This is a genomic window from Amycolatopsis sp. FDAARGOS 1241 (assembly GCF_016889705.1).
Classification (GTDB): Bacteria; Actinomycetota; Actinomycetes; order Mycobacteriales; family Pseudonocardiaceae; genus Amycolatopsis.
In genome coordinates this window covers 7,389,320-7,412,432 of the sequence record NZ_CP069526.1, presented here as the reverse complement: position 1 = coordinate 7,412,432, position 23,113 = coordinate 7,389,320, and the positions used below count along the sequence as shown (strand labels likewise).

The 23,113-nt window shown below is 70.9% G+C and carries 19 protein-coding genes; 7 read left to right on the top strand and 12 right to left on the bottom strand.

Annotated elements, in window-relative coordinates:
* Positions 1-66: 66 nt before the first annotated feature.
* The 9 genes from I6J71_RS36065 to I6J71_RS36025 all read right to left on the bottom strand — a co-directional run bounded on the left by I6J71_RS36065 (position 67) and on the right by I6J71_RS36025 (position 9,181).
* Positions 67-1,809: a cation acetate symporter gene (locus I6J71_RS36065; protein ID WP_204090948.1), complete on the bottom strand. Its 1,743-nt coding sequence runs from the start codon at positions 1,807-1,809 to the stop codon at positions 67-69.
* Positions 1,810-2,157, bottom strand: a complete 348-nt coding sequence (locus I6J71_RS36060; protein ID WP_204090947.1) for a hypothetical protein — start codon at positions 2,155-2,157, stop codon at positions 1,810-1,812.
* 238 nt (positions 2,158-2,395) lie between these two features.
* Complete coding sequence (locus tag I6J71_RS36055; protein ID WP_204090946.1) at positions 2,396-3,151, bottom strand: LytTR family DNA-binding domain-containing protein; 756 nt, start codon at positions 3,149-3,151, stop codon at positions 2,396-2,398.
* On the bottom strand, positions 3,148-4,212 hold the full coding sequence (locus tag I6J71_RS36050; protein WP_204090945.1) for a sensor histidine kinase: 1,065 nt from the start codon (positions 4,210-4,212) through the stop codon (positions 3,148-3,150). The genes I6J71_RS36055 and I6J71_RS36050 overlap by 4 nt, the downstream gene beginning before the upstream one ends.
* Before the next feature lie 106 nt (positions 4,213-4,318).
* Positions 4,319-5,317, bottom strand: coding sequence for an ABC transporter substrate-binding protein (locus I6J71_RS36045; RefSeq protein ID WP_204090944.1), 999 nt, complete (start codon positions 5,315-5,317; stop codon positions 4,319-4,321).
* Between the two features lie 37 nt (positions 5,318-5,354).
* Entirely contained in the window at positions 5,355-6,398 is a 1,044-nt protein-coding gene (locus tag I6J71_RS36040) for an ABC transporter permease (protein WP_204090943.1), read from the bottom strand.
* Positions 6,395-7,159: an ATP-binding cassette domain-containing protein gene (locus tag I6J71_RS36035; RefSeq protein WP_204090942.1), complete on the bottom strand. Its 765-nt coding sequence runs from the start codon at positions 7,157-7,159 to the stop codon at positions 6,395-6,397. The genes I6J71_RS36040 and I6J71_RS36035 overlap by 4 nt, the downstream gene beginning before the upstream one ends.
* 4 nt (positions 7,160-7,163) lie before the next feature.
* On the bottom strand, positions 7,164-8,201 hold the full coding sequence (locus I6J71_RS36030; RefSeq protein ID WP_204090941.1) for a class I mannose-6-phosphate isomerase: 1,038 nt from the start codon (positions 8,199-8,201) through the stop codon (positions 7,164-7,166).
* A complete protein-coding gene (locus I6J71_RS36025) occupies positions 8,198-9,181 on the bottom strand; it encodes a LacI family DNA-binding transcriptional regulator (RefSeq protein ID WP_204090940.1) in 984 nt (327 codons plus the stop codon). Before I6J71_RS36025 ends, I6J71_RS36030 begins: the two co-directional genes overlap by 4 nt.
* 338 nt (positions 9,182-9,519) lie before the next feature.
* On the opposite strand from I6J71_RS36025, the gene I6J71_RS36020 reads away from it, so the two are divergent.
* The 3 genes from I6J71_RS36020 (at position 9,520) to I6J71_RS36010 (ending at position 15,946) form a co-directional block, all read left to right on the top strand.
* Entirely contained in the window at positions 9,520-12,750 is a 3,231-nt protein-coding gene (locus I6J71_RS36020; protein ID WP_204090939.1) for a GH92 family glycosyl hydrolase, read from the top strand.
* 77 nt (positions 12,751-12,827) lie between these two features.
* Complete coding sequence (locus I6J71_RS36015) at positions 12,828-15,356, top strand: GH92 family glycosyl hydrolase (protein WP_204090938.1); 2,529 nt, start codon at positions 12,828-12,830, stop codon at positions 15,354-15,356.
* A 218-nt stretch (positions 15,357-15,574) separates the two neighbouring features.
* Positions 15,575-15,946, top strand: a complete 372-nt coding sequence (locus I6J71_RS36010; protein ID WP_204090937.1) for a DUF3817 domain-containing protein — start codon at positions 15,575-15,577, stop codon at positions 15,944-15,946.
* A gap of 103 nt (positions 15,947-16,049) precedes the next feature.
* On the opposite strand, the gene I6J71_RS36005 is transcribed toward I6J71_RS36010, so the two are convergent.
* Positions 16,050-16,550, bottom strand: a complete 501-nt coding sequence (locus I6J71_RS36005; RefSeq protein WP_204090936.1) for a MarR family winged helix-turn-helix transcriptional regulator — start codon at positions 16,548-16,550, stop codon at positions 16,050-16,052.
* Positions 16,551-16,636: 86 nt separating this feature from the next.
* On the opposite strand from I6J71_RS36005, the gene I6J71_RS36000 reads away from it, so the two are divergent.
* The gene (locus tag I6J71_RS36000; RefSeq protein WP_204090935.1) at positions 16,637-16,942 is read left to right on the top strand and encodes a thiamine-binding protein; all 306 of its coding nucleotides are present in this window, start codon (positions 16,637-16,639) and stop codon (positions 16,940-16,942) included.
* Position 16,943: 1 nt separating this feature from the next.
* Here I6J71_RS36000 and I6J71_RS35995 read toward each other — a convergent pair whose 3' ends face one another.
* Positions 16,944-17,348 (bottom strand): hypothetical protein, encoded by a 405-nt coding sequence (locus tag I6J71_RS35995; RefSeq protein ID WP_204090934.1) that lies wholly within the window; start codon positions 17,346-17,348, stop codon positions 16,944-16,946.
* Positions 17,349-17,452: 104 nt separating this feature from the next.
* Between I6J71_RS35995 and I6J71_RS35990 the strand changes: the two genes are divergently transcribed.
* Positions 17,453-18,430: a tetratricopeptide repeat protein gene (locus tag I6J71_RS35990; protein ID WP_204090933.1), complete on the top strand. Its 978-nt coding sequence runs from the start codon at positions 17,453-17,455 to the stop codon at positions 18,428-18,430.
* 74 nt (positions 18,431-18,504) lie between these two features.
* Here the strand turns inward: I6J71_RS35990 and I6J71_RS35985 are convergent, their stop codons facing one another.
* A complete protein-coding gene (locus I6J71_RS35985) occupies positions 18,505-19,926 on the bottom strand; it encodes a neutral zinc metallopeptidase (protein ID WP_204097397.1) in 1,422 nt (473 codons plus the stop codon).
* 98 nt (positions 19,927-20,024) lie between these two features.
* Here I6J71_RS35985 and glgP point away from each other — a divergent pair, with 98 nt between their 5' ends.
* Together glgP and I6J71_RS35975 are read left to right on the top strand one after the other, a co-directional pair.
* A complete protein-coding gene (glgP, locus tag I6J71_RS35980) occupies positions 20,025-22,568 on the top strand; it encodes an alpha-glucan family phosphorylase (protein ID WP_204090932.1) in 2,544 nt (847 codons plus the stop codon).
* A complete protein-coding gene (locus I6J71_RS35975) occupies positions 22,568-23,071 on the top strand; it encodes a GNAT family N-acetyltransferase (RefSeq protein WP_204090931.1) in 504 nt (167 codons plus the stop codon). Before glgP ends, I6J71_RS35975 begins: the two co-directional genes overlap by 1 nt.
* Positions 23,072-23,113: the final 42 nt, after the last annotated feature.

The window sequence follows — 23,113 nt, the reverse complement described above, 5'->3', positions numbered from 1 at the left end:
CTCCCTCGCCACGCTGCGGATTGTGGTCCGCGCCACAGTAGGGAGACCGGAGTGGGGGAGGAAGCGTCAGCGGTTCAAACGCCGTGCCACACGACGAACGGTTGACGAACGGTACGCGGGGGAGGACGAATGGGGCGGTTCGGGCCCGGGCGCCCGCTCGTCGAGGTGCAGGCGCAGCGTGGCCGCGCCGGCCCACGACGGGGGCCGGCCGCGCAGTGAGACGAGCACCATCACGCCGAACGCGAGAGGTACGGACCAGGGTGCCGGTTGCGACACCAAGATCGCCACCCACCCGTCGAGCCGTGGCCCGGCCAGGGCGAACAGGATCGAGCCCGACGACGCGACGAGCCCGGTGAGCACGCCGCTGATCGCGCCCGCGGCCGTGAGCCGCGGCCACCAGATGCCGAGCACGAGCAGGGGGCAGAACGTCGACGCGGCGACGGTGAAGCCCCACGTCACCAGCACGCCTGCGTCGAGCTGCGCCGACGGCAGCGCGAGCACCACCATCGCGGCGGCGGCGAACCCGACGGTCACCCGCAGGCGGCGCAGGCCGCCGGGCATCAGGTCGTAGGCGAGCGCGCCGGACATCACCAGCAGCAGACCCAGCGACGTCGCCAGGAACGCCGCGAACGCGCCCGCCGTGAGCAGCGCCGTGAACAGCTCGCCCGCCCACCCGGTGTCCACTTGCGACGGCAGGGCGACGACGACGGTGTCGGTGTCGCCGGAGAGGTAGATCTCGGGCACGAGCACGCGGCCGAGCACCCCGTACACACCGGGGAACAGGTAGAACACGCCCAGCAGCGCCACGGTGATCGCGGCGGTCCGGCGCGCGGCGCGGCCGTCGGGGCTGGTGTGGAAGCGCATGAGCACGTGGGGCAGGCCCATGGTGCCGAGCATGGTCGCGATCAGCACCGCCCACGTCGCCAGCAGCGGGTAGCCCTTTTCGACGTCGAGCAGCGGCCGCTGCCAGCCGGGGCCGCCGAGTGCGGCGCCGCCGCTCACGTCGGGGACGGGCGCACCCGCGGCGAAGGTGAGGTGGTCGCCGCGGTGCGCGGTGAGGGGGCCGGGGCCGAGCGTTTTCGGACCGGCGTCGGTGACGATCGTGGTGGGTTCGCGCAGGACCATGGTGACGTCGTACTGGAAGTCCACGGGCGTCTGGTGCGCGAAACGGGTGAACTCGACGGGCGTGAGCGCGGCGTCGCGGTCGGCGGTGCTCACGTGCAGCACGAGCCACAGCGCGGGGACGAGGAACAGCAACAGCTTCAGGAAGAACTGGAACGCCTGCACGTATGTGGCCGCGCGCATGCCGCCGAGCGCGAGCGTGACGCTGACGGCCGTGCCCGCGATGACGACCCCCACCCAGTACGGCGTGTGGCCCACGGCCGTGAGCACGAGCCCGGCCGTGCGGAACTGCGGCACGACGTAGATCGTCCCGATCACCAGCACCACGACCGCCGCGATCCTGCGCAGGGCCGGCGACGCGAGGCGCGCTTCGGCGAAGTCGGGGACCGTCAGCGCACCGGAACGCCGCATCGGCGCCGCGACGAGCACGAGCATCGCGATGTACCCGGCCGTGAACCCGACGGGGTACCACAGCGCCCCGATGCCGTCCTTCACCACGAGCCCGGCGACGCCGAGGAACGACGCGGCCGACAGGTACTCCCCGGACACCGCCGCGGAGTTCACGAGCGGGGAGATCCGCCGCGACGCCACCAGGAAGTCCGAAGTCGTGCGCATCGCGGCGACCCCGCGCACGCCGATGAGCAGCGTGATGAGCACGACGGGTGTCACCGCCAATGCGAGGTCCACCTAGCGGTCCTCGACCTTCTCCGCGCGCCGCAGCTGCCACCGCGCCAGCCCGGCCATCACGGGGTAGGGCAGCACCGCGATCATCAACCAGGACAACGGAATGCCCCACATGCGCACACCGTCCAGCCCCGGCGCCACGGCGAATACCACCGGCAACCCGAGGACGAGCACGAACATGGCCACGAGCGCGGGGATGCCGCGTTTCCGCTGGGTTCGGTAGAGGATGGCGGCGCGTTCCGCGTCGGAGGTGCGCAGTCTGGGCATGCGCCAGCGGCCACGGGCCTGGCGGCGGGAGCGGGCGAGGCGGGTCTGGGGGCTGGTGACGGCGACGCGCCGGGTGCGGCTCATCGCGCACCGCGTTTCTGCGGGCGGCGCGTGGTGGTCGCCGGTCGCTCGTCGGGGCGAGGCGTGCGGTCGGTGTGGCCGCGGCGGCGCGGGCGGGACGGGGACAGTCGCTCGCCGGGAACGAGGGGGTTCGCGGGCGAGGGCACGGCGGCGCGTTCGGCGTCGGAGGTGCGCGGCTGCGGCGGGCGGGAGCGGGCGAGACGGGTCGGGGGACTGGTGACGGCGACGCGCCGGGCGCGGCTCATCGCGGCGACCCCAGCCGGCCCTGTTGCGCGGCCTCCAGCAGGCGGTCGCGGAGGTCGCGGGCGTGGCGGCGGCTCACGGGCACGTCGCCGGCGGGGGTGTGGGCCAGGAGGCCGCCCGTGGTGTCGCTGCGGAGTTCGACCACGGCGGACACCGCGAGCAGGTAACCGCGGTGGACGCGGGTGAAGCCGGCGCCCTCCCAGTACTCCGCGAGGCGCGAGATGGGCATGCGGACGGGGTGCACGCCGGTCCGGGTGTGCAGGCGGACGTAGTCGCCGTGGGCTTCCGCGAAGAGCACGTCGTCGCGGCGCACGTAGCGGGTGCGGCCGCCCGCGTCGACCGGGAGGGCGGCCATGGCATCGGGCGCGGCGGCCGGGTGGCGGTCGCCGGCCATGCGCACGACCTTCGCCAGTGCAGCCGCCAGGCGTTCCGTGCGCACGGGCTTCAGCAGGTAGTCCACGGCGCCGATGCCGTACGCCGTCACGGCGTGACCGTCGTGCGCGGTCACGAACACGATCACGGGCGGCTCCGACAGCTTCGCCAGCAGCGACGCCAGCTCCAGCCCGTCGAGGCCCGGCATGGAGATGTCGAGGAACACCGCGTCGAAGTGATCCGCCTGCAGCAGTTTCAGCGCCCGCAACGCATCACCCGCGCCCACGACCTCGCCGACCTCCGGCGCGTCGCGCAGCATGCGGCACAGCTCGTCCAGCGCCGGCGCCAGGTCGTCGACGGCCAGCACCCGCAGCCCGCTCACGGCAGCACCCCCGGCTGGAACCGCGGTACCCGCACGACCACGCGTGTGCCGGCCCCGACCTCCGTCTCCACCGTCAGCCCGTACCACGCGCCGTAGACGTTGCGCAGTCGTCTGTCCACATTGGCCAGTCCCAGGCCGCCGCGAGAACCGTCGGAAGCCCGGCCCGCGAGGATGTCCGCGGCCAGCTTCGGCTCCATGCCCACCCCGTCGTCCTCCACGCTGATCACGCAGTCGTTCCCCTCCGCCTGCCCGTGCACCTGGACCAGCCCGGCTTGCGCCCGCGGTTCGATGCCGTGCCGGATCGCGTTCTCCACCAGCGGCTCCAGCACGAGGTACGGCACGGCCACCGCCAGTACCTCCGGCGCCACGCGCACCTGCACCTTCAGCCGCTCACCCAGCACCGCACGCTGCAGCGCCAGGTACGTCTCCACCGCGCGGAACTCTTCGGCCACCACGGTGTACTCCCCGTGGCGCGCGAGGCTGTACCGCGTGTAGTCGGCGAAGTCCAGCATCAGGTCCCGCGCCCGGTCCGGCTCCGAGCGGACCAGTGACGCGATGACGGTCAGCGCGTTGTACACGAAGTGCGGCGACATCTCCGCTCGCAACGCTCGCAGCTCGGCCTGCGCCGCCTGGTCGGCCGACGCCTCGAGCCGGCCGCGCTCCAGCGCCTGCACCACGACGTCCGCCGCCTGCCGCACGACCTCGCCGCGCGGGTCGCCGACCACGAGCAACGCACCGGCCAGCTCGTCGTGGACGTGCAGCGGCACCGCCGCCACGCCGTCCACCGTCGCCGGCTCTTCGCTGTGCAGCACCTCGTCGAGCACGTGCGCGATCGTCGCGTCCGGTGCCGGCCGACCCGACCACAGCAGGGACCCCGACAGATCCGTGAGACCCAGCCCGGCCACGCCGAACAGGCGCCGCAGCCCGTGGGCCGCGCGCCGCGCGTGGGTGCCGGTGAGGCCGTCGATCAGATCGTCGGTGATCTTCCGGGCCGCGGCCAGCACCGGCACGGCGTCGGCGCGCGCTGCGGACCGCCACGGCAGCCGCACACCCTCCGTCATCGGCGGCCTCCCCTCGGCGACGGGGTCGTGGGGAGTAGATCCTAGCCCCGAACGCGGCGAAGGGGACTTTCCGCACGGGAAGTCCCCTTCGTGTCGAGTCGGAACGTCAGCAGCTCTGCTTGTAGAAGTACTTCGAGTTCGCGTCCATGTCGTCCTTGGTGATGGAGTGCAGCCCCGCGGTCAGCTGCCGCGTCACGGGCTTGCCCTCCAGCGACGCCACGGCCTGCTGCACGCCCTGCGTGCCGATCGCGGCCGGGTCCTGGGCGATGAGCGCCTGGTACTCGCCCTTCCTCAGGCCGTCCACTTCGGACGGGCTCGCGTCGAAGCCGACGAGGTTCACCTGGCCGATCTTGCCCGCGTTGCGCAGGCCGGTCGCCGCGCCCTCACCGGTGTTGAGGTTCGTGGCGAAGATGCCCACGAGGTTCGGCGTCGACGCCAGCGCCGCCGTGACCTTCGACGCCGCCTGGTCCGGCTCGTTCTGCGTGAACTGGATGCCGGCCGAGGAGAGGTTCGGGTGGTTCTTCAGTTCGTCCTCGAAGCCCTTCGCGCGGGCGGCGGTGGTGGAGGTGCCCGCGATCGTGTCGAGGATCAGCACCGAGCCTGGCTTGTCGCCCACGAGCTTCGCCATGGTCTGCGCCGCGAGCTTGCCGCCTTCGGTGTTGTCGGAGGAGATCGACGACTCGGCCACGCTCTTGTCCTTGAGCGACGTGTCGACCTCGACGATCTTCGTGCCGCGGTTCTTCACCTGCTGGATCGGCGCGAGCATCGCCTGGTCGTCGGTCGGCGCGATGAGCAGCGCGGCCGGCGGGTTCGAGCCGAGCGCGTTGACGATCGTGGTCTGCATGGCCGCGTCGAACTTCTGCGGCGCCTGCGTGGTGAGTTCGTAGCCGAGCTTCTTCGCCTCGTCCTGCGCGCCGCACTGCATCGAGATGTAGAACGGCTCGGCCTGTACGCCGGGCACCAGTTCGAGTTTCTTGCTGTGGGCCGGGTTGTTCGACGAGCCGCCCGAGCCGCTCTGGCCGACCTGCCCGGAACCGCAGGCGGCCACGAGCGTGGCCGCGGACGCGAGCGTCCCTGCCGCGATCAGGGTTTTGGTCAGTTTCATCTGCAAGCACCCCTTTGTACTCAAGAAACCGGTGGGACTAGCGGGAGTTGCGGCGCCGCCGGCGGCGCTGGTCGAACCAGACGGCCGCGATCAGCACCGCGCCGACGGCGATCATCTGCCAGAAGTCCTGCACGTGCGTGATGTTGAAGCCCTTCTTGAGCACGGCCGGGATGAACACCCCGATCACGGTGCCCAGCACCGACCCGACGCCGCCGAAGAGGCTCGTGCCGCCCATCACCGTGGCGGCGATGGCGTTGAGGTTGTCCGTGGTGTGCGCCGAGATCGTGGTCGACGCGTAGTAGGCCAGCGAGAGGAAACCGGCGACCCCGGCCAGGAACCCGGTGAGCGTGTACACCTTCAGCAGGTGCGCGGTCACGCCGATGCCCGAGCGCCGCGCCGCCTCCGCGTTGGAGCCGACGGCGAACGTGTAGCGCCCGAACTTCGTGGTGTGCAGCAGCCACGCGCCGATCAGCGTGATCACCACGGCCACGAGCACCAGGTTCGGCACCCCTCCGAACGATGTGCCGTAACCGAGGGTCTTGTTGAGCGTGGTGGGCACGCTGCGCACGTCCGAACCACCGTTGAGCAGGTACGCCGCGCCGAGCGCCGCGCCCATCGTGCCGAGCGTGACGATCAGCGGCGGGATGTTCGCCACGGCGATGAGCCAGCCGTTGATCAGGCCCCAGATCGTGCCCGCGACCACCGACGCGATGAGCCCGACCGTGATCACGCCCCAGCCGGCGTTCGACGCGTCGCCGCCGCTGAGCGCCTCCATCATCTTGCCGGCCACCATGCCCGAGAAGATCAGCACCGACCCGACCGACAGGTCGATGCCTGAAGTGATGATCACGAACGTCATGCCGACCGAGAGCACCAGCAGCACGGACGTCTCGATCAGCAGCGTCTGGAACGTGAACAGCGTCGCGAACTCCGCGGGCGCCAGCGCCGTGAACACGATGATGAGCGCCACCAGCACGAGCGCGATCCAGAACGTGTTGGCTCCGACGAGCCGTTTGCCGAGCGAGCGCTTGCCGAAGCCACCATCCACAGTGGTCTGGATGTCCTTCGTGGGCGCGCTCATGCGGCTTCCTCCTGGACGAGGGCGCCGGTCATGGCCGCCACGAGGTCTTCCAGCTTCGTGTCCGGGCCGGCGAACCGGGCGACGCGCTTGCCGAGCCGCAGCACCTCGATGCGGTCGGACACCGACAGCACCTCGGGCATGTTGTGGCTGATCAGCACCACGGCGATGCCCTTGTCCCGCACCTTCTTGATCACGTCGAGCACGCGTTCGCGCTGCACCACACCGAGCGCGGCCGTCGGCTCGTCCATGAACACGACCTTCGACGCCCACACCACCGAGCGCGCCACCGCGACGCTCTGGCGCTGCCCGCCCGAGAGCGAGCCGATGGGCACGTCGGTGCTCTGCAGCGTCACGCCGAGGCGCTGGAACTCCGCGACGGCCTGGCGGCGCATCTCGGGCTTGTCCAGCATGCCGAGCTTGCCGAGCAAGCCCTTGCGGTGGATCTCGCGGCCCAGGAACAGGTTCGCGGCCGGATCGAGCTCCGGCGCGACGGCGAGGTCCTGGTACACCGTTTCGATCCCCAGCCGCCGAGCGGTGACGGGGGAGTCGAGGTGCACCTCGGTGCCGTCGAGCAGGATCCTGCCGGACGTCGGCTGCTCGGCGCCCGAGAGGCACTTCACGAGCGTCGACTTCCCGGCGCCGTTGTCGCCGATCAAGGCCGTGACCTCACCCGCGCGGGCCTGGAAGGAGGCGCCGCGCAGGGCTTCCACCGACCCGTAGTGCTTCATGAGGTCCACCGCGTCCAGCAGGATCTCGCTCATCGGCCTACCTCTTGTCGGGAGCGGGCGGGCGGCAGCGGATCGCGGTGACCGAGCCGGACAGCTCGACCTGGCCCGCGTCGAACGGCACCACGTACGTCTCGCCCTTGGCCAGGGCGAACTCGCCGCCGCGTTCGGTGCGCAGCGTGCCCGCGCCCTCGAGCGCCACGAGCACCGCGAACGACGGGTCCAGCGCCAGCGCGTCGCCGCTCAGCTGCAGGCGGTCGGCGCGGAAGAACGCGGCCGAACCCGTCGCGAGCAGGTCCACGGACCGGTTCTTGTCGTCGCCCGTGTGCTTGACGATCGTGGTGAGCCGCTCGGCGTCCCAGCCGGAGGTGTCGAGCGTTTCGATCGCGGTGTCGAAGCCGATGCCGAGGTGGCCCTTCTCCGGCGACGCCAGGAAGTCGCGCCACTCCAGCGTGAGCGAGAAGTCGGTGGGCTGCTGCAGTTCCACCACGAACACGCCCTCGCCGATCGCGTGCGGCAGCCCGGCCGGGATGTACACCGTGTCGCCGGCCTGCACGGAGACGCTGTTGAGCGCGCCCAGCATGCTCGGCGCGTCCTGCTCGCGGGTCCACTCGGCGACGGTCGCCTTGCTCACCGTCTCCTTGAACCCGGGGTACACGCGCGGGTCGTCGCCGTACGTGCCGATCACGATCCACGCCTCGGTCTTGCCGAAGTGCGAGTCGAAGTGCTGCTGCGCGAACGCGTCGGTCGGGTGGAAGTGCACGGGCAGGCGCTGGCCCGCGTCGAGCAGCTTCACCAGCAGGCCGGTGGAGTCACCGAGCTTCGCGACGTGGGCGGCGCCCAGCCACCCCTCGGCGTTGTCGCGCACGGCGTCGCGCAGCCAGCCGCCGCTGGGGAGCTTCGTGAGACCGTTGGTCTCCTGGCCGAACATCGTGGTGACGGAACCGACCCAGTCCTCCGGCCCGAACTTCGAATCGGTGCCGGTGGCGCCGCGCAGCGCGGCGATCGCGTCGCCGCCGCGGTAGAACTGCGGCGGCTGGTTGGCCGGGAGCCGGATCGGCTCGAGGTGCGTGGTCACGGGGCGACCTCACCGGAACCACGGGCGACGAGATGCACGGGCAGGACTACCTTTCTGGGTGCGGACTGATCTCCCTGGATCCGCGCGAACAGCAGCTCCGCCGCCGCGTGCCCCAGGGCGCTGACATCGTGGGCGACGACCGTCACCGGCGGGTCCAGCAGGTCCGCCAGCTCGAAGTCGTCGAAGCTGACCATCGCCGGCCGGTGCTCCGCGTGCGCGAGTGCGCGCAGCAGGTTCACGGCGACGCGGTTGTTGCCGGCGATCACCGCGGTCGCGGCCGAAGGGCCCGTCAGCAGCGTCGACACCGCCTGTCCGATGGACTCCGGCGTGGGGGTGCGCATCATGACGAGGCTCTCGTCGTAGGAGACGCCGTTGCGCACGCAGCCCTCGCGGAAACCCCGCAGGCGTTCGGCCGCGGTGAAGATGTCGGGGCTGTCACCCACGAACGCGATCCGGCGGTGCCCGTGCGCCACCAGGTGCGTGACGGCCTCGATGGTGCCGCCGAGGTTGTCCACCAGCACGGTGTCGGCCACGATGTCACCCGCCGGCCGGTCGAGGAACACCACCGGCGTGCCCGCGCGCATCTCCGGCACGAGGTAACCGTGCTGCATGCCCGCCGGCACCACGAGGATCCCGTCGACGCGGCGCGCGCAGAACTCCAGCGCCAGCTCGCGCTCGCGGGCGGAATTCTCCTCCGACGAGCCGGTGAGCACGTGCCGGCCGAACGACGTCGCGATGCGCTCCACCGCGCGGTTGAGCTCGGAGTAGAACGGGTTGCCGACGTCCTCCACGATCAGGCCGATCGTGCCGGTCGTCGACCCGCGGCGCAGGTTGCGCGCGCCCAGGTTGCGGCGGAAACCGAGCTGCTCGATGGCCGCCACCACGCGCTCGGCGGTGTCGGGGTGCACGGCGGGCTCGTCGTTGACCACCCGTGAGACGGTCTTGATGCTGACGCCGGCCAGCCGGGCCACGTCGCTCATCGTGGCCCGCCGGCTCGCGGGGCGGGGAAGCCCGTCCGCTTCCCGGCCGTGAGGAGACAACGTTGTCATAGTGGCGCAGATTGCACACCACCGCACCGGTCGCTGTCAATGCCCGGTTCGCGCGGAATGGGATTCAGCCTGCGAAAGTAGTAAGGCGATTGGCTGATCAGTGTGTCCTGAAGCGGACAGCATTCCACGCCGGCCTTGACGGTTTCGTGAGCGATTGCCCAAGGTTTCCCGCATCGACGGTGTGCGCGACAAGGTTGTCATCCCGCCGGAACCCCCGCTGGCGGGAACCGATGACCCGGTCGTGCCGACGACAGGAGAGGGCGAGGGCGATGGCGCGAGCGCGCTGGAGAGCCGGACTGATCTTCCTGACCACGGCGGTGGTGGCGGCGGTCGCGCCCGCCACGGCCGTGGCCGCGGCGAAACCCCCGGACACGGACTTCGCGAAGTGGGTCAACCCCTTCGTCGGGACCCGGCCGGGCGGCGAGGACCACGGCACCGGCGGTGGTGCCGGCAACACCTTCCCCGGCGCGGTCGCGCCGTTCGGGATGGTGCAGTGGAGCCCGGATACGGTGAAGTCGCAGCCGGGCGGCTACTTCTACGACGACAACGCCCTCACCGGGTTCAGCCTCACGCACCTCTCGGGTGCGGGCTGCTCGAGCTACGAGGACATCCCCTTCATCCCGTACGTCGGCGAGGTCACCACTTCGCCCGCGACGGACCCGGGCCACTACACCTCGAAGTTCAGCCACGACAACGAGCACGCCACCGCCGGCGAGTACGACGTCACGCTGGACAGCGGCGCGAAGGTGGAGTTGAGCGCCACGCAGCGAACAGGCTCCGGCCGCTTCACCTACCCCGCGGGTGCCGCCTCGACGCTGCTGGTCAACACGTCCGGCTCGGTCAACGGCACCGACGACGCGTCGATCACCATCGGCAAGGACACCATCAGCGGCTGGGCCACGAGCGGCCGCTTCTGCGGGGCCGACAACAGCTATCGCGTGTACTTCTCGGCCAAGTTCGACACCCCGTTCGCTTCGGTCGGCACCTGGAAGAACGGCGCGGTGACGCCGGGCAAGACGTCGGAGACCGGGGGCGCTCGCGCCAAGGTTGCGCAGCCCAACGGCGTGAACGCGTCGATGGCCCGCCCGGCCACGCAGAAGACACAGGACACCACGGTCAGCGGCCCCGGCAGCGGCGGCTACGTGACCTTCGCGAACCTCAACGGTGCGCAGGTCAACGTGCAGGTCGGCCTGTCGTTCGTGTCCGTCGACGGCGCGAAGGCGAACCTGGCGGCCGAGAACAACGGCAAGAAGTCCTTCGAGCAGGTCGCCGCCGGCGCGCGCGAGGCGTGGAACGACCAGCTCGGCAAGGTCGCCGTGAGCGGCGGGTCCGACGCGGACCTGACGACGTTCTACACGTCGCTCTACCACTCGCTGATCCAGCCGAACGTGTTCTCCGATGTGGACGGTTCCTACGCCGGTTTCGACGGCCGGATCCACCAGGCGGACAAGAACCACGCGATGTACACCAACTTCTCCGGCTGGGACATCTACCGCTCGGAGATCCCGCTGCTCGCCACGATCGATCCGAAGCAGACCTCGGACATCGTGCGCTCGATGATGGCCTACGCCGAGCAGGGTGGCTCGTGGGACCGCTGGACCGTGGCCAACGACTACACCGGCGTGATGAACGGCGACCCCTACCACATCATCGTCTCCAGCGCGTACGCCTTCGGCGCCCGTGACTTCGACGCCCAGAAGGCGTTGCTGCTCATGATCAAGGGCGCCACGCAGCCGACCCAGGGCTACACCGAACGCCCGGGCCTCGCGGACTACATGCGGCTCGGCTACGTGCCCGGCGCCGGTGCGGACACGCTGGAGTACACCAGCGCCGACTTCGCCATCGCCCAGTTCGCGAAGCGCCTCGGCGACTCCGCGACGTACACCACGTTCATGAAGCGCGCCCAGAACTGGCAGAACCTCTACAACCCGGGCACGGGCCACCTGCAGCCGCGCAACGCGGACGGCTCGTTCGCCGGCACCTACAACCCGGCCAGCTCGCAGGGCTGGGTCGAGGGCAACGGCGCGCAGTACGAGTGGATGGTGCCCTACGACCTCGGCGGCGTCGTGTCCGCGTTCGGCGGCGACACGGCGACCCAGTCGCGGCTGGACACCTTCTTCACGCAGCTCAACGCGGGCACCCAGGAGCCGTACGCCTTCATGGGCAACGAGCCCAACTCCAACGCGCCCTACGCCTACTCCTACGCCGGCAGCCCGGCCAAGACGCAGGCCATCGTGCACCGGTCGATGGACGAGCTGTACAACCCGCGTCCCGAAGGCCTGATCGGCAACGACGACCTCGGCCAGATGTCGGCCTGGTACGTGTGGTCCGCACTCGGCGTCTACCCGGAGATCCCGGGCCGCGCCGAGGTGCTGCTGTCCACGCCGCGCTTCGAGCACGCCGTGCTCACCACCGGCGCGGGCAAGAAAATCACGATCAATGCACCCGGCACCGGTGACTACGTGGGTGGCTTGAAGGTCAACGGCACCGACGCCGCCAAGGCGTGGCTGCCCGAGGCCCTCGTCTCGACCGGTGGCACGCTCGACTTCACCCGCTCCGCCACGGCCACCCAGTGGGGGTCCGCGGCGGCCGACGCCCCGCCGTCGTTCCGCGAGCAGGAGAAGCCGAGCCTGGCGTTCGCCAACCCGGCCCGCGTGGTGACCCCGGCGGGCTCGACGGCGACGGCCACCGTCGGCGTGCAGGACCTGTCCGGTACCGCGAAGACGTGGGGCTACAGCGCTTCCGGCACCGACGGCATCACGCTGACCCCGGCTTCGGGTTCGGTCGACGTGCCGGCTTCGGGCAAGGCGCAGGCCACGGTGACCGTGACCGTTCCCCCGGGCACCTCCGACGGCGCCCGCCGCATCCCGGTCACGTTCTCCGCGCCGGGCGTGGCGAGCACGCAGGCCGTGCTCACGGTGCTCGTGGCGCAGCCGGGCAGCTGGCTGGCCACAGTGGACAACGCCGGCATCTCGCCCGACTCCGACCCGGCCAAGGCCAACTTCGACGGCGGCGGCTGGAGCTACTCGGCCGACGCGCTGGCCGCGGCCGGCGCCACCCCGGGCGGCACGGTGACCAGCGACGGGATCAAGTTCACCTGGCCGTCGTTCCCGGCGGGCGACTCCGACAACGTCGTGGCCAACGGCCAGCGGGTGACCGTCTCGGGTTCGGGCCGGCTGGCGCTGCTCGGCGCCGCGTCCAACGGCAACGCCCAGGGCACGCTGACGGTGACCTACACCGACGGCACCACGTCGACCGCGACCGTCGGGTTCTCCGACTGGACGCTGGGCGGCGGCGGGGCGCAGCCGGCGTTCGGCAACCGGATCGTGCTGTCCACGCCGTACCGCAACGCCTCGGGCGGCGACGCGCAGCAGATCCGCACGATGGTGTTCGGCACCGCGCCGATCACCCTCGACGCCGGCAAGACGGTGGCGAGCGTGACGTTGCCGTCGAACGTCAGCGGCGGCGCGATGCACGTGTTCGCGATCGCCGCCGGCTGATCTTCGTCAAGTAGCCGTGGAGGGCTCCGCCCGCAGCGGGGGAGCCCTCCACGGCCCTGTTTCCGGAAGGGAGCTCGATGAGGAGCGCAACACTGGCGGGCGCGGTCGCGCTCGCCGTCGCGGCGGCCGGCCTCACACCGGTGGCCGCCGAGGCCAGACCGGCCGATCCGCTGGAGTCGGTGAACACGTTCATCGGCACGCAGGACGAGGGCAACACGTTCCCCGGCGCGTCGGTGCCGTTCGGCATGACGCAGGTGAGCCCGCAGACGACCCACTACGCCGGTTACCTCTACACCGACACCGCGATCCGCGGGTTCGGCCACTTCTTCCTGTCCGGCGCCGGATGCTGGGAGCAGGGCGGCCTGGTGTCCACCCTGCCCACCACGGGCGACGTCGGCCCGGGCGCCGCGTTCGACACGACCAAACCGGCCACGTTCGACAACGCGAACTACGCCGCGCCGTACACGCACGACGGTGAAGTCGGCAAGCCCGGGTACTACAAGGTGCACCTCACCGGTTACGGCGGCGTCGACGTCGAGACGACGGCCAGCACGCGCAGCGGGGTCGAGCGCTACTCGTTCGACAAGTCCGGGCCGGCCAACGTGTTCGTGAACGTCGGGCAGGCCAACGCGAAGGAGCCGGTGACCGGCAGCAGCGTCCGGATCGTCGACGACCACACGATCGCCGGCACCGTCGAGTCGCAGGCCTTCTGCGGCGGCAAGGCGTACACGACGTACTTCACGACGAAGTTCGACAAACCCTTCACCAGCTACGGCACGTGGTCGCCGACCGGTGGCACGCCCGGCAGCAAGTCGGCCGAGGGCGGCGCGGGCCTGCGCGGCGCGTGGCTGACCTTCCCGGAGGGCGGCCAGATCACGGCCACCACCTCCATCTCCCAGGTGGACGCCCACGGCGCCGATGTGAACCTCGCGGCTTCGAAGGTGCGCCCGTTCGACGTGGTGAAGGCCGACGCCCAGCGCACGTGGCGCCAGGAGCTGTCCAGCGTGGACATCACCGGCGGCACGCCCGACGAGCGGACCGTGTTCTACACGTCGCTCTACCACGCTTTCCTGCAGCCGCTGACCGCGAACGACGCCGATGGCCGCTACTACGGCTTCGACAAGAAGATCCACCGCGCGATCGGCTGGACCTACTACGACTTCTTCTCTTTGTGGGACACCTACCGCAGCCAGAACCAGCTCCTCGCGCTGCTCAAACCCGACCGGGCGCGCGACATCGCGAAGAGCATCCTCGCGATCCACGACCAGGGCGGCTGGCTGCCGCGGTGGGCGTACGCGAGCCAGGAGACGAACACCATGACCGGCGACCCGGTCACCCCGTTCCTGGTCGACCTGTGGCGCTTCGGCGCGCTGTCGGGTGAAGAAGCGCACGCCTACGAGGCGCTGCTGCAGAACTCCCGGGAGATCCCGCCGGCGTCGTCGCCGTTCCAGGGCCGTTCGGGCAACGCGAGCTACCAGGCCGACGGGTTCGTGCAGTATGACCCGGACTTCCCGAAGAAGGGCCAGGACACCGACCCCAACCACGGTGCGTCGGCCACGCTCGAATACGCGCTCGGCGACTGTTCCCTGTCGGTGATGGCAGCGGCGCTGGGCAAGAAGCAGGACGCGGCCGCGCTCGCGGCGAAGGGCCGGACCTACACGACGCTGTGGGACCCGACTGTCACCGATCGCGGCTTCACCGGCTTCTTCCGCCCGAAGGTCACCGGCGGCGACTGGTTCACCCCGGCCGGTCAGGCCTACAGCCCGCAGAGCCAGGACGGGTTCCACGAGGGCACCTCGTGGCAGTACCAGTGGCTCGTGCAGCAGGACGTGCCCGGCCTGGAGAAGGCGATGGGCGGCGCGGACAACGTCCACGCGCGCCTCGACGACTTCTTCGCCTACAACGATCTCGTGCAGGACCCGGCGAAGACCGTGCGCGAGGAATGGGTGGTCGGTCCCTACAGCTACTACAACCAGTTCCGCTACAACCCCAACAACGAACCCGACCTGCACTCGCCGTGGATGTACACGCTCACCGGCCAGCCGTGGAAGACCTCCGCGGTGGTGCGCGCGGCTCACACGCTCTTCACGAACGCGCCCAACGGCGTCACGGGCAACGACGACCTCGGCACCATGTCGGCCTGGTACGTCTTCAGCGCGCTCGGGCTCTACCCGGCCGTACCCGGTACCGGGAACTTCGTGCTGAACGCGCCGCAGTTCGCGAAGTCCGTGCTGCACCTGCAGAACGGGCGGACCGTGACGATCAAGGCGCCGGGCGCGGAGGGCGCGAAGCTGCAGTACGTCCAGGGTCTCAAGGTCGGTGACGGGTGGCTCGCACCGTCTTCGGACAAGTCGTACGTGAGCGTCGAGCAGCTGCGGCGGGGGACCACTCTCGACTTCACGCTGACGGCCGACGCTTCGCAGGCGACGTGGGCAACGTCACCTTCGTCGGCGCCGCCGTCGCCGTGTGCGGTTAGTACCCGGTCGAAAACTGTGAGTGAAGGCTCCCTCCCGGGAAACGAGACCGGGAGGGAGCCTTCACGGTTTTCCGGGCATTTCCCCGGCGGCCTCCAAGTGGTTCAGACCACAGGCGATCAAGGGTCGTGAGGATAGTCACGGGCCCCGGTGTTCCGGTGAGGGCGGTCACGCCTCACACTGGTCTCATACGCGTCCGACAGTGCTGTTGACGACCGAGGGGATGTCCCCCTTGGACGAGTCCCCTGTGGAATTCCCCTGCGGATTCCCCCGGGGAATCACAGCGCCGGAGGATGCGTTTTTGTGTGTGCAGGCAGCACGCACCCGTGTGACGTCACAGGAGGAAAGTCGTGTCCAGCAAGGCCGCTCTCGTGTTCCGCGTGGCCGCAGTCGCCGAAGCCCTGTCCTGGGCCGCGTTGCTGATCGGGATGTTCCTGAAGTACGTCGTGCACACCTCCGGTGAGGGCGGCGTGCCCGTCATCGGCATGGTTCACGGCGTCATGTTCGTCCTGTACGTCGTCACGTCCCTGTCCGTCGCCAAGCCGCTCGGCTGGCGCCCGAAGACCCTCGTGCTCGCGCTGCTGTCCAGCATCCCGCCGCTGTTCACCTGGCTCTTCGAGAAGTGGGCCCTGCGCAACGGCCGCCTCGACGGCCCGCAGCGCCTCACCCACGGTGGTGTCGGCCTGTTCGAGTCGCGCGTGCGGGAGACCGTCAACGCCTGACTTCCGCGAACACTTTCACGGGCCCGTACGACCTCACCGGTCGTGCGGGCCCGCTCGTTCGTGCGGGGAAGGGGCCCGGCCCGGTCTTCGGTGAGCTCGGCCGTTATTCGGCGAAGTCGCCCGCGGACTTGCGGACCTTGGTGAGCAGGTCGGTGAGCTGCTCGACCTGGCGCCCGGTGAGGCCGGTGAGGCCGAAGTCGATCTCCGTCACGGCCACCGTCGCGGCTTCGCGGCGCGCGCGGCCGTCGTCGGTGATCTCGACGAGCGTGGTGCGCCGGTCGGTGGGGTGCGGCACGCGCTTCACGAGCCCGTCGCGCTCCAGGCGGTCGACTATGTTGGTCACACTGGTGGGGTGCAGCTGCAGCCGTTCACCCATCACCCGCATCGGCAGCCGCGCGTTGCGGGCGAAGGTGAGCAACACGAGCGCCTCGTAGCGGGCGAAGGTGAGACCGTGCGGTTTCAGCGCGCCGTCGACCGCCGACTGGATGATCTGTTGCACCCGCATCACACCGGTGACCGCGGCCATGGTTCCGGCGGGACCGATCCGGTCCTCCCAGAGCTCGGCCGCACGGGCGATCGGGTCGAACGGCAGCGGTCGGTTCATGACACGCGAAGTTACCAGCGGGTACCCGCGACGCGGCGATCGCCCTGCTCAGCGGCCCGAAATTTCCCGGATGAGAGGACCCCGAAATGATCGTCGCGTTCAGCGTGAGCCCCTCCGGTGGCGACCCCGACGGCGGTGTCAGCGAGGCCGTCGCACGGGCCGTGAAGGTCGTGCGCGACAGCGGACTGCCCAACTCGACCAACGCGATGTTCACGAACGTCGAGGGGGAGTGGGACGAGGTGATGGCCGTGGTGAAGCGGGCCGTGGAAGCCGCGGGCGAGGGTTCGGCGCGCGTCGGGCTCGTGCTGAAGGCCGACCTGCGCCCGGGTTACGACACGGGCCAGCTGACCGCGAAGGTCGAACGGGTGGAAGCGCACCTGCGGGAGGACTGAGTCACGGGATCGGCGGGGTGAACGCCACGGTCCACCGGCCCTCTTCGCTGGTCACGGCCAGCGAGTAGGTGAACCGGGAGCCGCGCGTCACCCCGCTCACCACCGCCCTGGTGGGGGCGTGCTCGTCGGGGACGAGCTGCACGGTCACGGCCCGGACGTCTTCGTCGCCGAGCACGGCCACATAGTCGTCGGCGAAGTCCGACGCGCCGGAGCCGGGGTAGTTCAGCAGGGCCTCGAGGGCGTCGGAGTCGCGGTCGGCCAGTGCCGTCCGCAGTTCGTCGCGCAGGGCCGCCGGTGACGGTGCGCCTGGATCGGGCTGGTGCGCGATGAGCAGCGTGATCGCGACGACCCACACGACTCCGACCGTGACCGCCACCGCGACGGTGGCGTTGCGCCGGCTCAGCATCACGGCCCTCCCTGGTTTCCGCCGTGAGCATGCCGGAGCGCCGGGCTCCTGCCAATCCGGACGCGCGCTGAAACCTCCGGCCGGAACGTGCCAGGATGGAGGGCGTGACACAGCCACGCGGATCTGCAGGAAACCAGGCGGCCCTTTCGGCCGCACTGTCGCGCGCGGTCGACCTGTCCGCGCTGAAGGCCCGGGCCGACCAGTCCCGGAGCCAGCCGCCGGCCCCCGCCGCGGGCGCCGCACCGGCCGGAGACGCCGGGGGCGCCGCGCCGCCGTCGGACGTGATTCTGGATGTGACGGAGGCCACGTTCCAAGCCGACGTCGTCGAGCGCTCGCTGAACCAACTCGTGCTCGTCGACCTGTGGGCCGACTGGTGCGGGCCGTGCAAGCAGCTGTCCCCGGTGCTGGAGCGCCTCGCCACCGAGGCCGCCGGCGCGTGGGTGCTCGCCCGGGTGGACGTGGACGCGAACCCGCGCATCGCGCAGCTGTTCGGGGCCCAGTCGATCCCCACCGTCGTCGCCATCGGCGGCGGCCAGCCCGTGGACGCGTTCTCCGGCGCCCTGCCGGAGCCCGAGATCCGCAAGTGGCTGAACGCCCTGCTGGACGCCCTGCGCGACAAGCTCCCCGGCATCCGCGCCGCCGAAGAGGCCCGCGGCCCGATCGAGGAGCCGGAGGACCCGCGCTTCACCGAAGCCGAGGAAGCCTTCGAACGGGGCGATTTCGCCGCCGCACAGGCCGCCTACGAGCGCATCCTCGACGCGGAACCCGCCAACGAGCTCGCGAAGAACGCCCTGGCCCAGGTCAAGTTCACCGCGCGCGCCGAAGCGGCCGACCCCTCCGCCGCCGCGAAGGCCGACGCCGACCCCTCGGACCTCGACGCGCAGCTCGCGGCCGCCGACCTGCAGATCGCGGAGCAGGACGTGGAGGGCGCCTTCGCCCGCCTGATCGCCGCCGTCCGCCGTACCACCGGCGACGACCGCAACCGCGTGCGCGAACACCTGGTCGCGCTCTTCGACCTCTTCGACCCGGCCGACGAGCGGGTCTCGAAGGCGCGTCGCGAACTGGCGAGCGCATTGTTCTGAGCATCCGAACGCACGGCGCAGGCCCCCGATCTCACGCGGATCGGGGGCCTGCGCCGGGGCAGGGCTCAAAAAGCTCAGCCGTACTGCTTCGAGCAGACCGAGGAGCCTTCCAGGTAACCCCGGCGCAGGGACTCGACGCGGTCGAAACCGCTGTCGGGGCGTTTGCCGTTGACGTCGGCGGAGACGAGGCCGTCGGGGCGAAGCAGGTCGGCGATGGCTTCGTCGAGGTCGCCCGCCGAGAGCCGAAGGGCGCCCGGGCGGTTGGTGAACGCGGCCCACGCGCCGACGAGGCACGCGGTGCGCAGGCCGGCGTTCGGGTTGTCCAGGGACGCTCCCACGCCCTTCTGGATGCCCATCGCGTAGCGCGAAGCGATCTCCGCGAACGCCGCGAAGTCACCCAGGCCTGTGCTCGCGCGGCCGGACTGCTCGGCTTCCTCGTCGACGGGCTGCGCGAGCTCCGTCAGCCGTGAGACCTCGATGTTCACGGTGTTGCCGGCCGGGCAGTACGACGCCGGCGGGGTGGCCGGCCCGCCGGAGCAGGTGCCGCTGCCGGGCACGATGGCGGGTGCCGCCACGCCGGCGCCCCGGAACGCCGAGTCCAAGCTGGACTTCAGCAGCGCCAGCGTGTCCTGGTCTACCTTGGCGTCGCCCTTGCCCGTGTCCAAGCTGTCGAAGGGGCGCTCGGTGAGGCGCGCCTGCACGTTCTGCGCGTTCATCGCCGCGCACTCCTTCGGGCCCTTTTCGAACCCGGTCTGGAACGCGTACGTGCGGTCGAACGCCGTGCCGTGGGCCTGGCGGCCGGTGCCGCTCGTGCCGGCCTGGTCGCGGATGAAGAACATCGCGGCCATGATCTGGTTCAGGCCCTCGGCCGTCGAGACCCGGTAGTACTTGCTCTTGCCCTCGGCGACCCAGCGGAAGTAACCGCCGGCGAAGCAGTCGGCCTGCTGCTCCTTGACGACGCTCGGCGTGCTCTTCGTGATGCCCGCCTTCGGGCCGAGCCGGTACTGGATCGCGTGGCCGAACTCGTGCGCCAGCACCGTCACCACCGACATCCCGCCGAACCGCTGGCGCAGCATCGGCAGCAGCACCCCACGGTCCCACGCCACCGAATCGTCGGGCGAGCAGTAGAACGCGTTCACGAGCTTCTTCACGCTGCCGCACGCCGTTTCCTCGGTGTCGGTGCGCGAGTCGTACGACAGCAGCGACGTGACGGGCTTGAAGCTCTGCCCGAACTCGGCGGGCAGCGTGGTGTCCCAGTAGGCCTCGACGTCGGCGATCGCGGCTGTCGCGAGCTGGTCGTCCTGGCCGCCCTCGGCGTTCTTCACGTTCAGGTCCGGCCGCGGCGCGCCGCTCTTCAGCCCGCTGTCGAAGTGGGTCACGGGCAGCCCGGCCACGTTGCCCGCGCCTGGCGTCGCGGGAGCCGCGCTGTTCCCACAGCCGGCCGCGCCGAGCGCCGCCACCAGCGCGAGCGCCGCGAGCGCTCCCCCTCGCTTCATCACGCTTGGGACCCTACTAAGTGGTCGCACGCGGTGTGAGCGTTATCCCCGAACGGGTCACGAGCGCGGCGGCGGGCGGCCCGATATGGTCGCTGACCATGCGAGCTGTCCGTCGTTTCACCGTCCGCGCCAGCCTGCCGGACTCGCTCGGGGGCCTCGGCGCGCTGGCGACGAACCTCCGCTGGACTTGGCACCCCCCGACCCGCGACCTGTTCGCGTCGATGGACGCCGAGCTCTTCAACGCCATCCGCGACCCGTTGCGCATGCTCACCGCATTGCCGCCGGAGCGGCTCGAAGAGCTGTCCGTGGACGAGGACTTCCTCGAGCGCACGCGGCAAGCCGCGGCAGAGCTCGAGCGCTACCTGTCGGAGCCGCGCTGGTACCAGCGCCGCACCGACGAGGGTCTGCCCGAGGCCGTCGCGTACTTCTCGATGGAGTTCGGCGTCACCGAAGCCCTGCCCAACTACTCGGGTGGCCTCGGGGTGCTCGCGGGCGACCACCTCAAGGCCGCCTCCGACCTCGGTGTGCCGATGGTCGGCGTCGGGCTGCTGTACCGCTCCGGCTACTTCCGCCAGAGCCTCTCGCTCGACGGCTGGCAGGTCGAGCACTACCCGGTCATCGACCCCAACGCGTTCCCGCTGGAGCTCGTCACCGAGGGCGGCCACGCGGTGCTCGTCGAGGTAGCCATGCCGGGCGGGCGCACCCTGCGCGCGCAGATCTGGCGCGCCCGCGTGGGCCGCATCCCGTTGCTGCTGCTCGACACCGACATCGAGGCCAACGACGAGGACCTGCGCCCGGTCACCGACCGGCTCTACGGCGGCGACGCCGACCACCGCATCCGGCAGGAGATCCTGGCCGGCATCGGTGGGTTCCGCGCCGTGCGGAAGTTCTGCGACCTCACCGGGCACCCGCAGCCGAAGGTGTTCCACACCAACGAAGGCCACGCCGGGTTCCTGGGCCTCGAACGCGCCCGCGAGATCATCCAGGCCGACCGCCTCGGCTTCGACGAGGCGCTCCCGGCCGTGCGGGCGGGCACGGTGTTCACCACGCACACGCCGGTGAGCGCCGGCATCGACCGGTTCCCCGTCGACCTGGTGCAGCGCTACTTCTCCGACGGCCGGCTCGTGCCCGACGTCGACGTGCGGCGCGTGCTGCAGCTGGGCGCGGAGGACAACCCGGGCCTGTTCAACATGGCGCACATGGGCCTGCGGCTCGCGCAGCGCGCCAACGGGGTGTCGGAGCTGCACGGGCGCGTCACGCGACGGATGTTCTCCCGCCTGTGGCCCGGGTTCGACGACGACGAGGTGCCGATCTCGTCGATCACCAACGGTGTGCACGGGCCGACGTGGGTCGCGCGCGAGCTGAGTGCCCTGCTGGGCGGCAACCACGACGAGTTCGGCCACGAGGGTGCCATGCCGGACAGCTCGCTTCGCGACGGCGTCTCGGACCAGCAGCTGTGGGAGCTGCGGCGCGAGCTGCGGGAGAAGCTCGTGGCCGAGGTGCGCCGGCGCGTGCGGAACGCGTGGATGCAGCGGGGCGCCTCGGCGCTCGAGCTGGGCTGGACGGACCGCGTGTTCGACCCGGACGTGCTGACCGTCGGCTTCGCCCGCCGCGTGCCCACGTACAAGCGGCTCACGCTGATGCTGCGCGACCCCGACCGCCTGCGCGCGCTGCTGCTGGACGAGAAGCGCCCGATCCAGATCGTGATCGGCGGCAAGTCGCATCCCGCCGACGAGAACGGCAAGCAGCTGATCCAGCAGATCGTCCGGTTCGTGGACGACGCGGCCGTGCGGCACCGGATCGTGTTCCTGCCGGACTACGACATGTCCATGGCGCGCTACCTCTACCGGGGTTGCGACGTGTGGCTCAACAACCCCGTGCGGCCGCTGGAGGCGTGTGGCACGTCGGGGATGAAGTCGGCGCTCAACGGCGGCCTCAACCTGTCCATCCGCGACGGCTGGTGGGACGAGTGCTACGACGGCTCCAACGGCTGGGCCATCCCCACCGCCGACGGCGTCACCGACCCGCTGCGCCGCGACGATCTCGAAGCCGCCGCCCTGTACGACCTGCTCGGCCAGCAGATCGCGCCGCTCTACTACGACCGCAACGGTTCCGGCGTGCCCACCGGCTGGCTGTCGATGGTGTGGCACACGCTCGAGACGCTGGGGCCGCGCGTGCAGGCTTCGCGCATGGTGCGCGAGTACGTGGACTCCGGCTACCTGCCCGCGTCGCGCATGGTCGCCGCCGCCACCGAAGACGGCTACCGCGGCGCCCTGTCCCTGGCCGACTACCGCACCAAGCTCGAGGTCGCGTGGCCGCGCGTGCGCATCTTCGACTCGGAACTGCTCTACGACCACGCCGAACGGCTCGTCGTCGGCACCGAGGTGACGGTGCGCGCCCGCATCGACCTGGCCGGCCTCGATCCGTCCGAAGTGGACATCCAAGCCGTGGTGGGCCAGGTGGGCGACGCGGACGAACTCACGGACACCGTCACGGTCCCCATGCACGGCGACGGCATCGGCGCGTTTTCCGCCACCCTGCGGCTGCCGCGCGCGGGTTCGATCGGGTACACGGTGCGGGTGCTGCCGAAACACCCGCTGCTCGCGAGCCCGGCCGAACTGGCGCGGGTGGTTCTGGCCTGATGCCGGCCCTGGTCGCGCCGACCACCCGCCTGCACCGCGCCTGGCTCGACGCCTATACCGAATGGGGGCCTGGCCGGCACGAAGACGGTTTCGGGCTGGACCCGGCCGACGAGGTCACCTCACCGGCCGGCTTCGCGGCTTTCGTCTCGCGGCTGGCCCGCGACGGCGACGTCCGGTACCGCTGGCTCGTCGAGGACGGCACGGTCCTCGGCGGCATCGCCCTGCGCCACGCCGACGACGAGTACACGCACTGGGCCGGCCACCTCGGCTTCGGCATCCGGCCCACGGCCCGGGGACGCGGCCTGGCCACGTGGGCACTGACCCGGATGCTCGACGAGGCGCGCGCCCTCGGCCTGGACCGCGTCCTGCTGCTGTGCGACCCGGCCAACACCGCGTCGGCGAAAACCATCCAACGAGCCGGCGGCGTCTGCGAACAGACCACCACCACCCGCCACGGCCCGGTGCGACGGTTCTGGATCGACCTCAGCAAGCCGGACATCTGACCGACCGGCGCGCGGATCGCTGCGCTCCGTCGCCGGGCCGGG

Coding starts and splice junctions, on each gene's coding strand:
- I6J71_RS36000 (WP_204090935.1), top strand. CDS start 16,637: ATGATCGTCGCGTTCAGCGTGAGCCCCTCCGGTGGCGACCCCGACGGC.
- I6J71_RS36020 (WP_204090939.1), top strand. CDS start 9,520: ATGGCGCGAGCGCGCTGGAGAGCCGGACTGATCTTCCTGACCACGGCG.
- I6J71_RS36025 (WP_204090940.1), bottom strand. CDS start 9,181: ATGAGCGACGTGGCCCGGCTGGCCGGCGTCAGCATCAAGACCGTCTCA.
- I6J71_RS35975 (WP_204090931.1), top strand. CDS start 22,568: ATGCCGGCCCTGGTCGCGCCGACCACCCGCCTGCACCGCGCCTGGCTC.
- glgP (WP_204090932.1), top strand. CDS start 20,025: ATGCGAGCTGTCCGTCGTTTCACCGTCCGCGCCAGCCTGCCGGACTCG.
- I6J71_RS36060 (WP_204090947.1), bottom strand. CDS start 2,157: ATGAGCCGCACCCGGCGCGTCGCCGTCACCAGCCCCCAGACCCGCCTC.
- I6J71_RS36045 (WP_204090944.1), bottom strand. CDS start 5,317: ATGAAACTGACCAAAACCCTGATCGCGGCAGGGACGCTCGCGTCCGCG.
- I6J71_RS36035 (WP_204090942.1), bottom strand. CDS start 7,159: ATGAGCGAGATCCTGCTGGACGCGGTGGACCTCATGAAGCACTACGGG.
- I6J71_RS36015 (WP_204090938.1), top strand. CDS start 12,828: ATGAGGAGCGCAACACTGGCGGGCGCGGTCGCGCTCGCCGTCGCGGCG.
- I6J71_RS36040 (WP_204090943.1), bottom strand. CDS start 6,398: ATGAGCGCGCCCACGAAGGACATCCAGACCACTGTGGATGGTGGCTTC.
- I6J71_RS36005 (WP_204090936.1), bottom strand. CDS start 16,550: ATGAACCGACCGCTGCCGTTCGACCCGATCGCCCGTGCGGCCGAGCTC.
- I6J71_RS36050 (WP_204090945.1), bottom strand. CDS start 4,212: ATGACGGAGGGTGTGCGGCTGCCGTGGCGGTCCGCAGCGCGCGCCGAC.
- I6J71_RS35985 (WP_204097397.1), bottom strand. CDS start 19,926: ATGAAGCGAGGGGGAGCGCTCGCGGCGCTCGCGCTGGTGGCGGCGCTC.
- I6J71_RS35995 (WP_204090934.1), bottom strand. CDS start 17,348: ATGCTGAGCCGGCGCAACGCCACCGTCGCGGTGGCGGTCACGGTCGGA.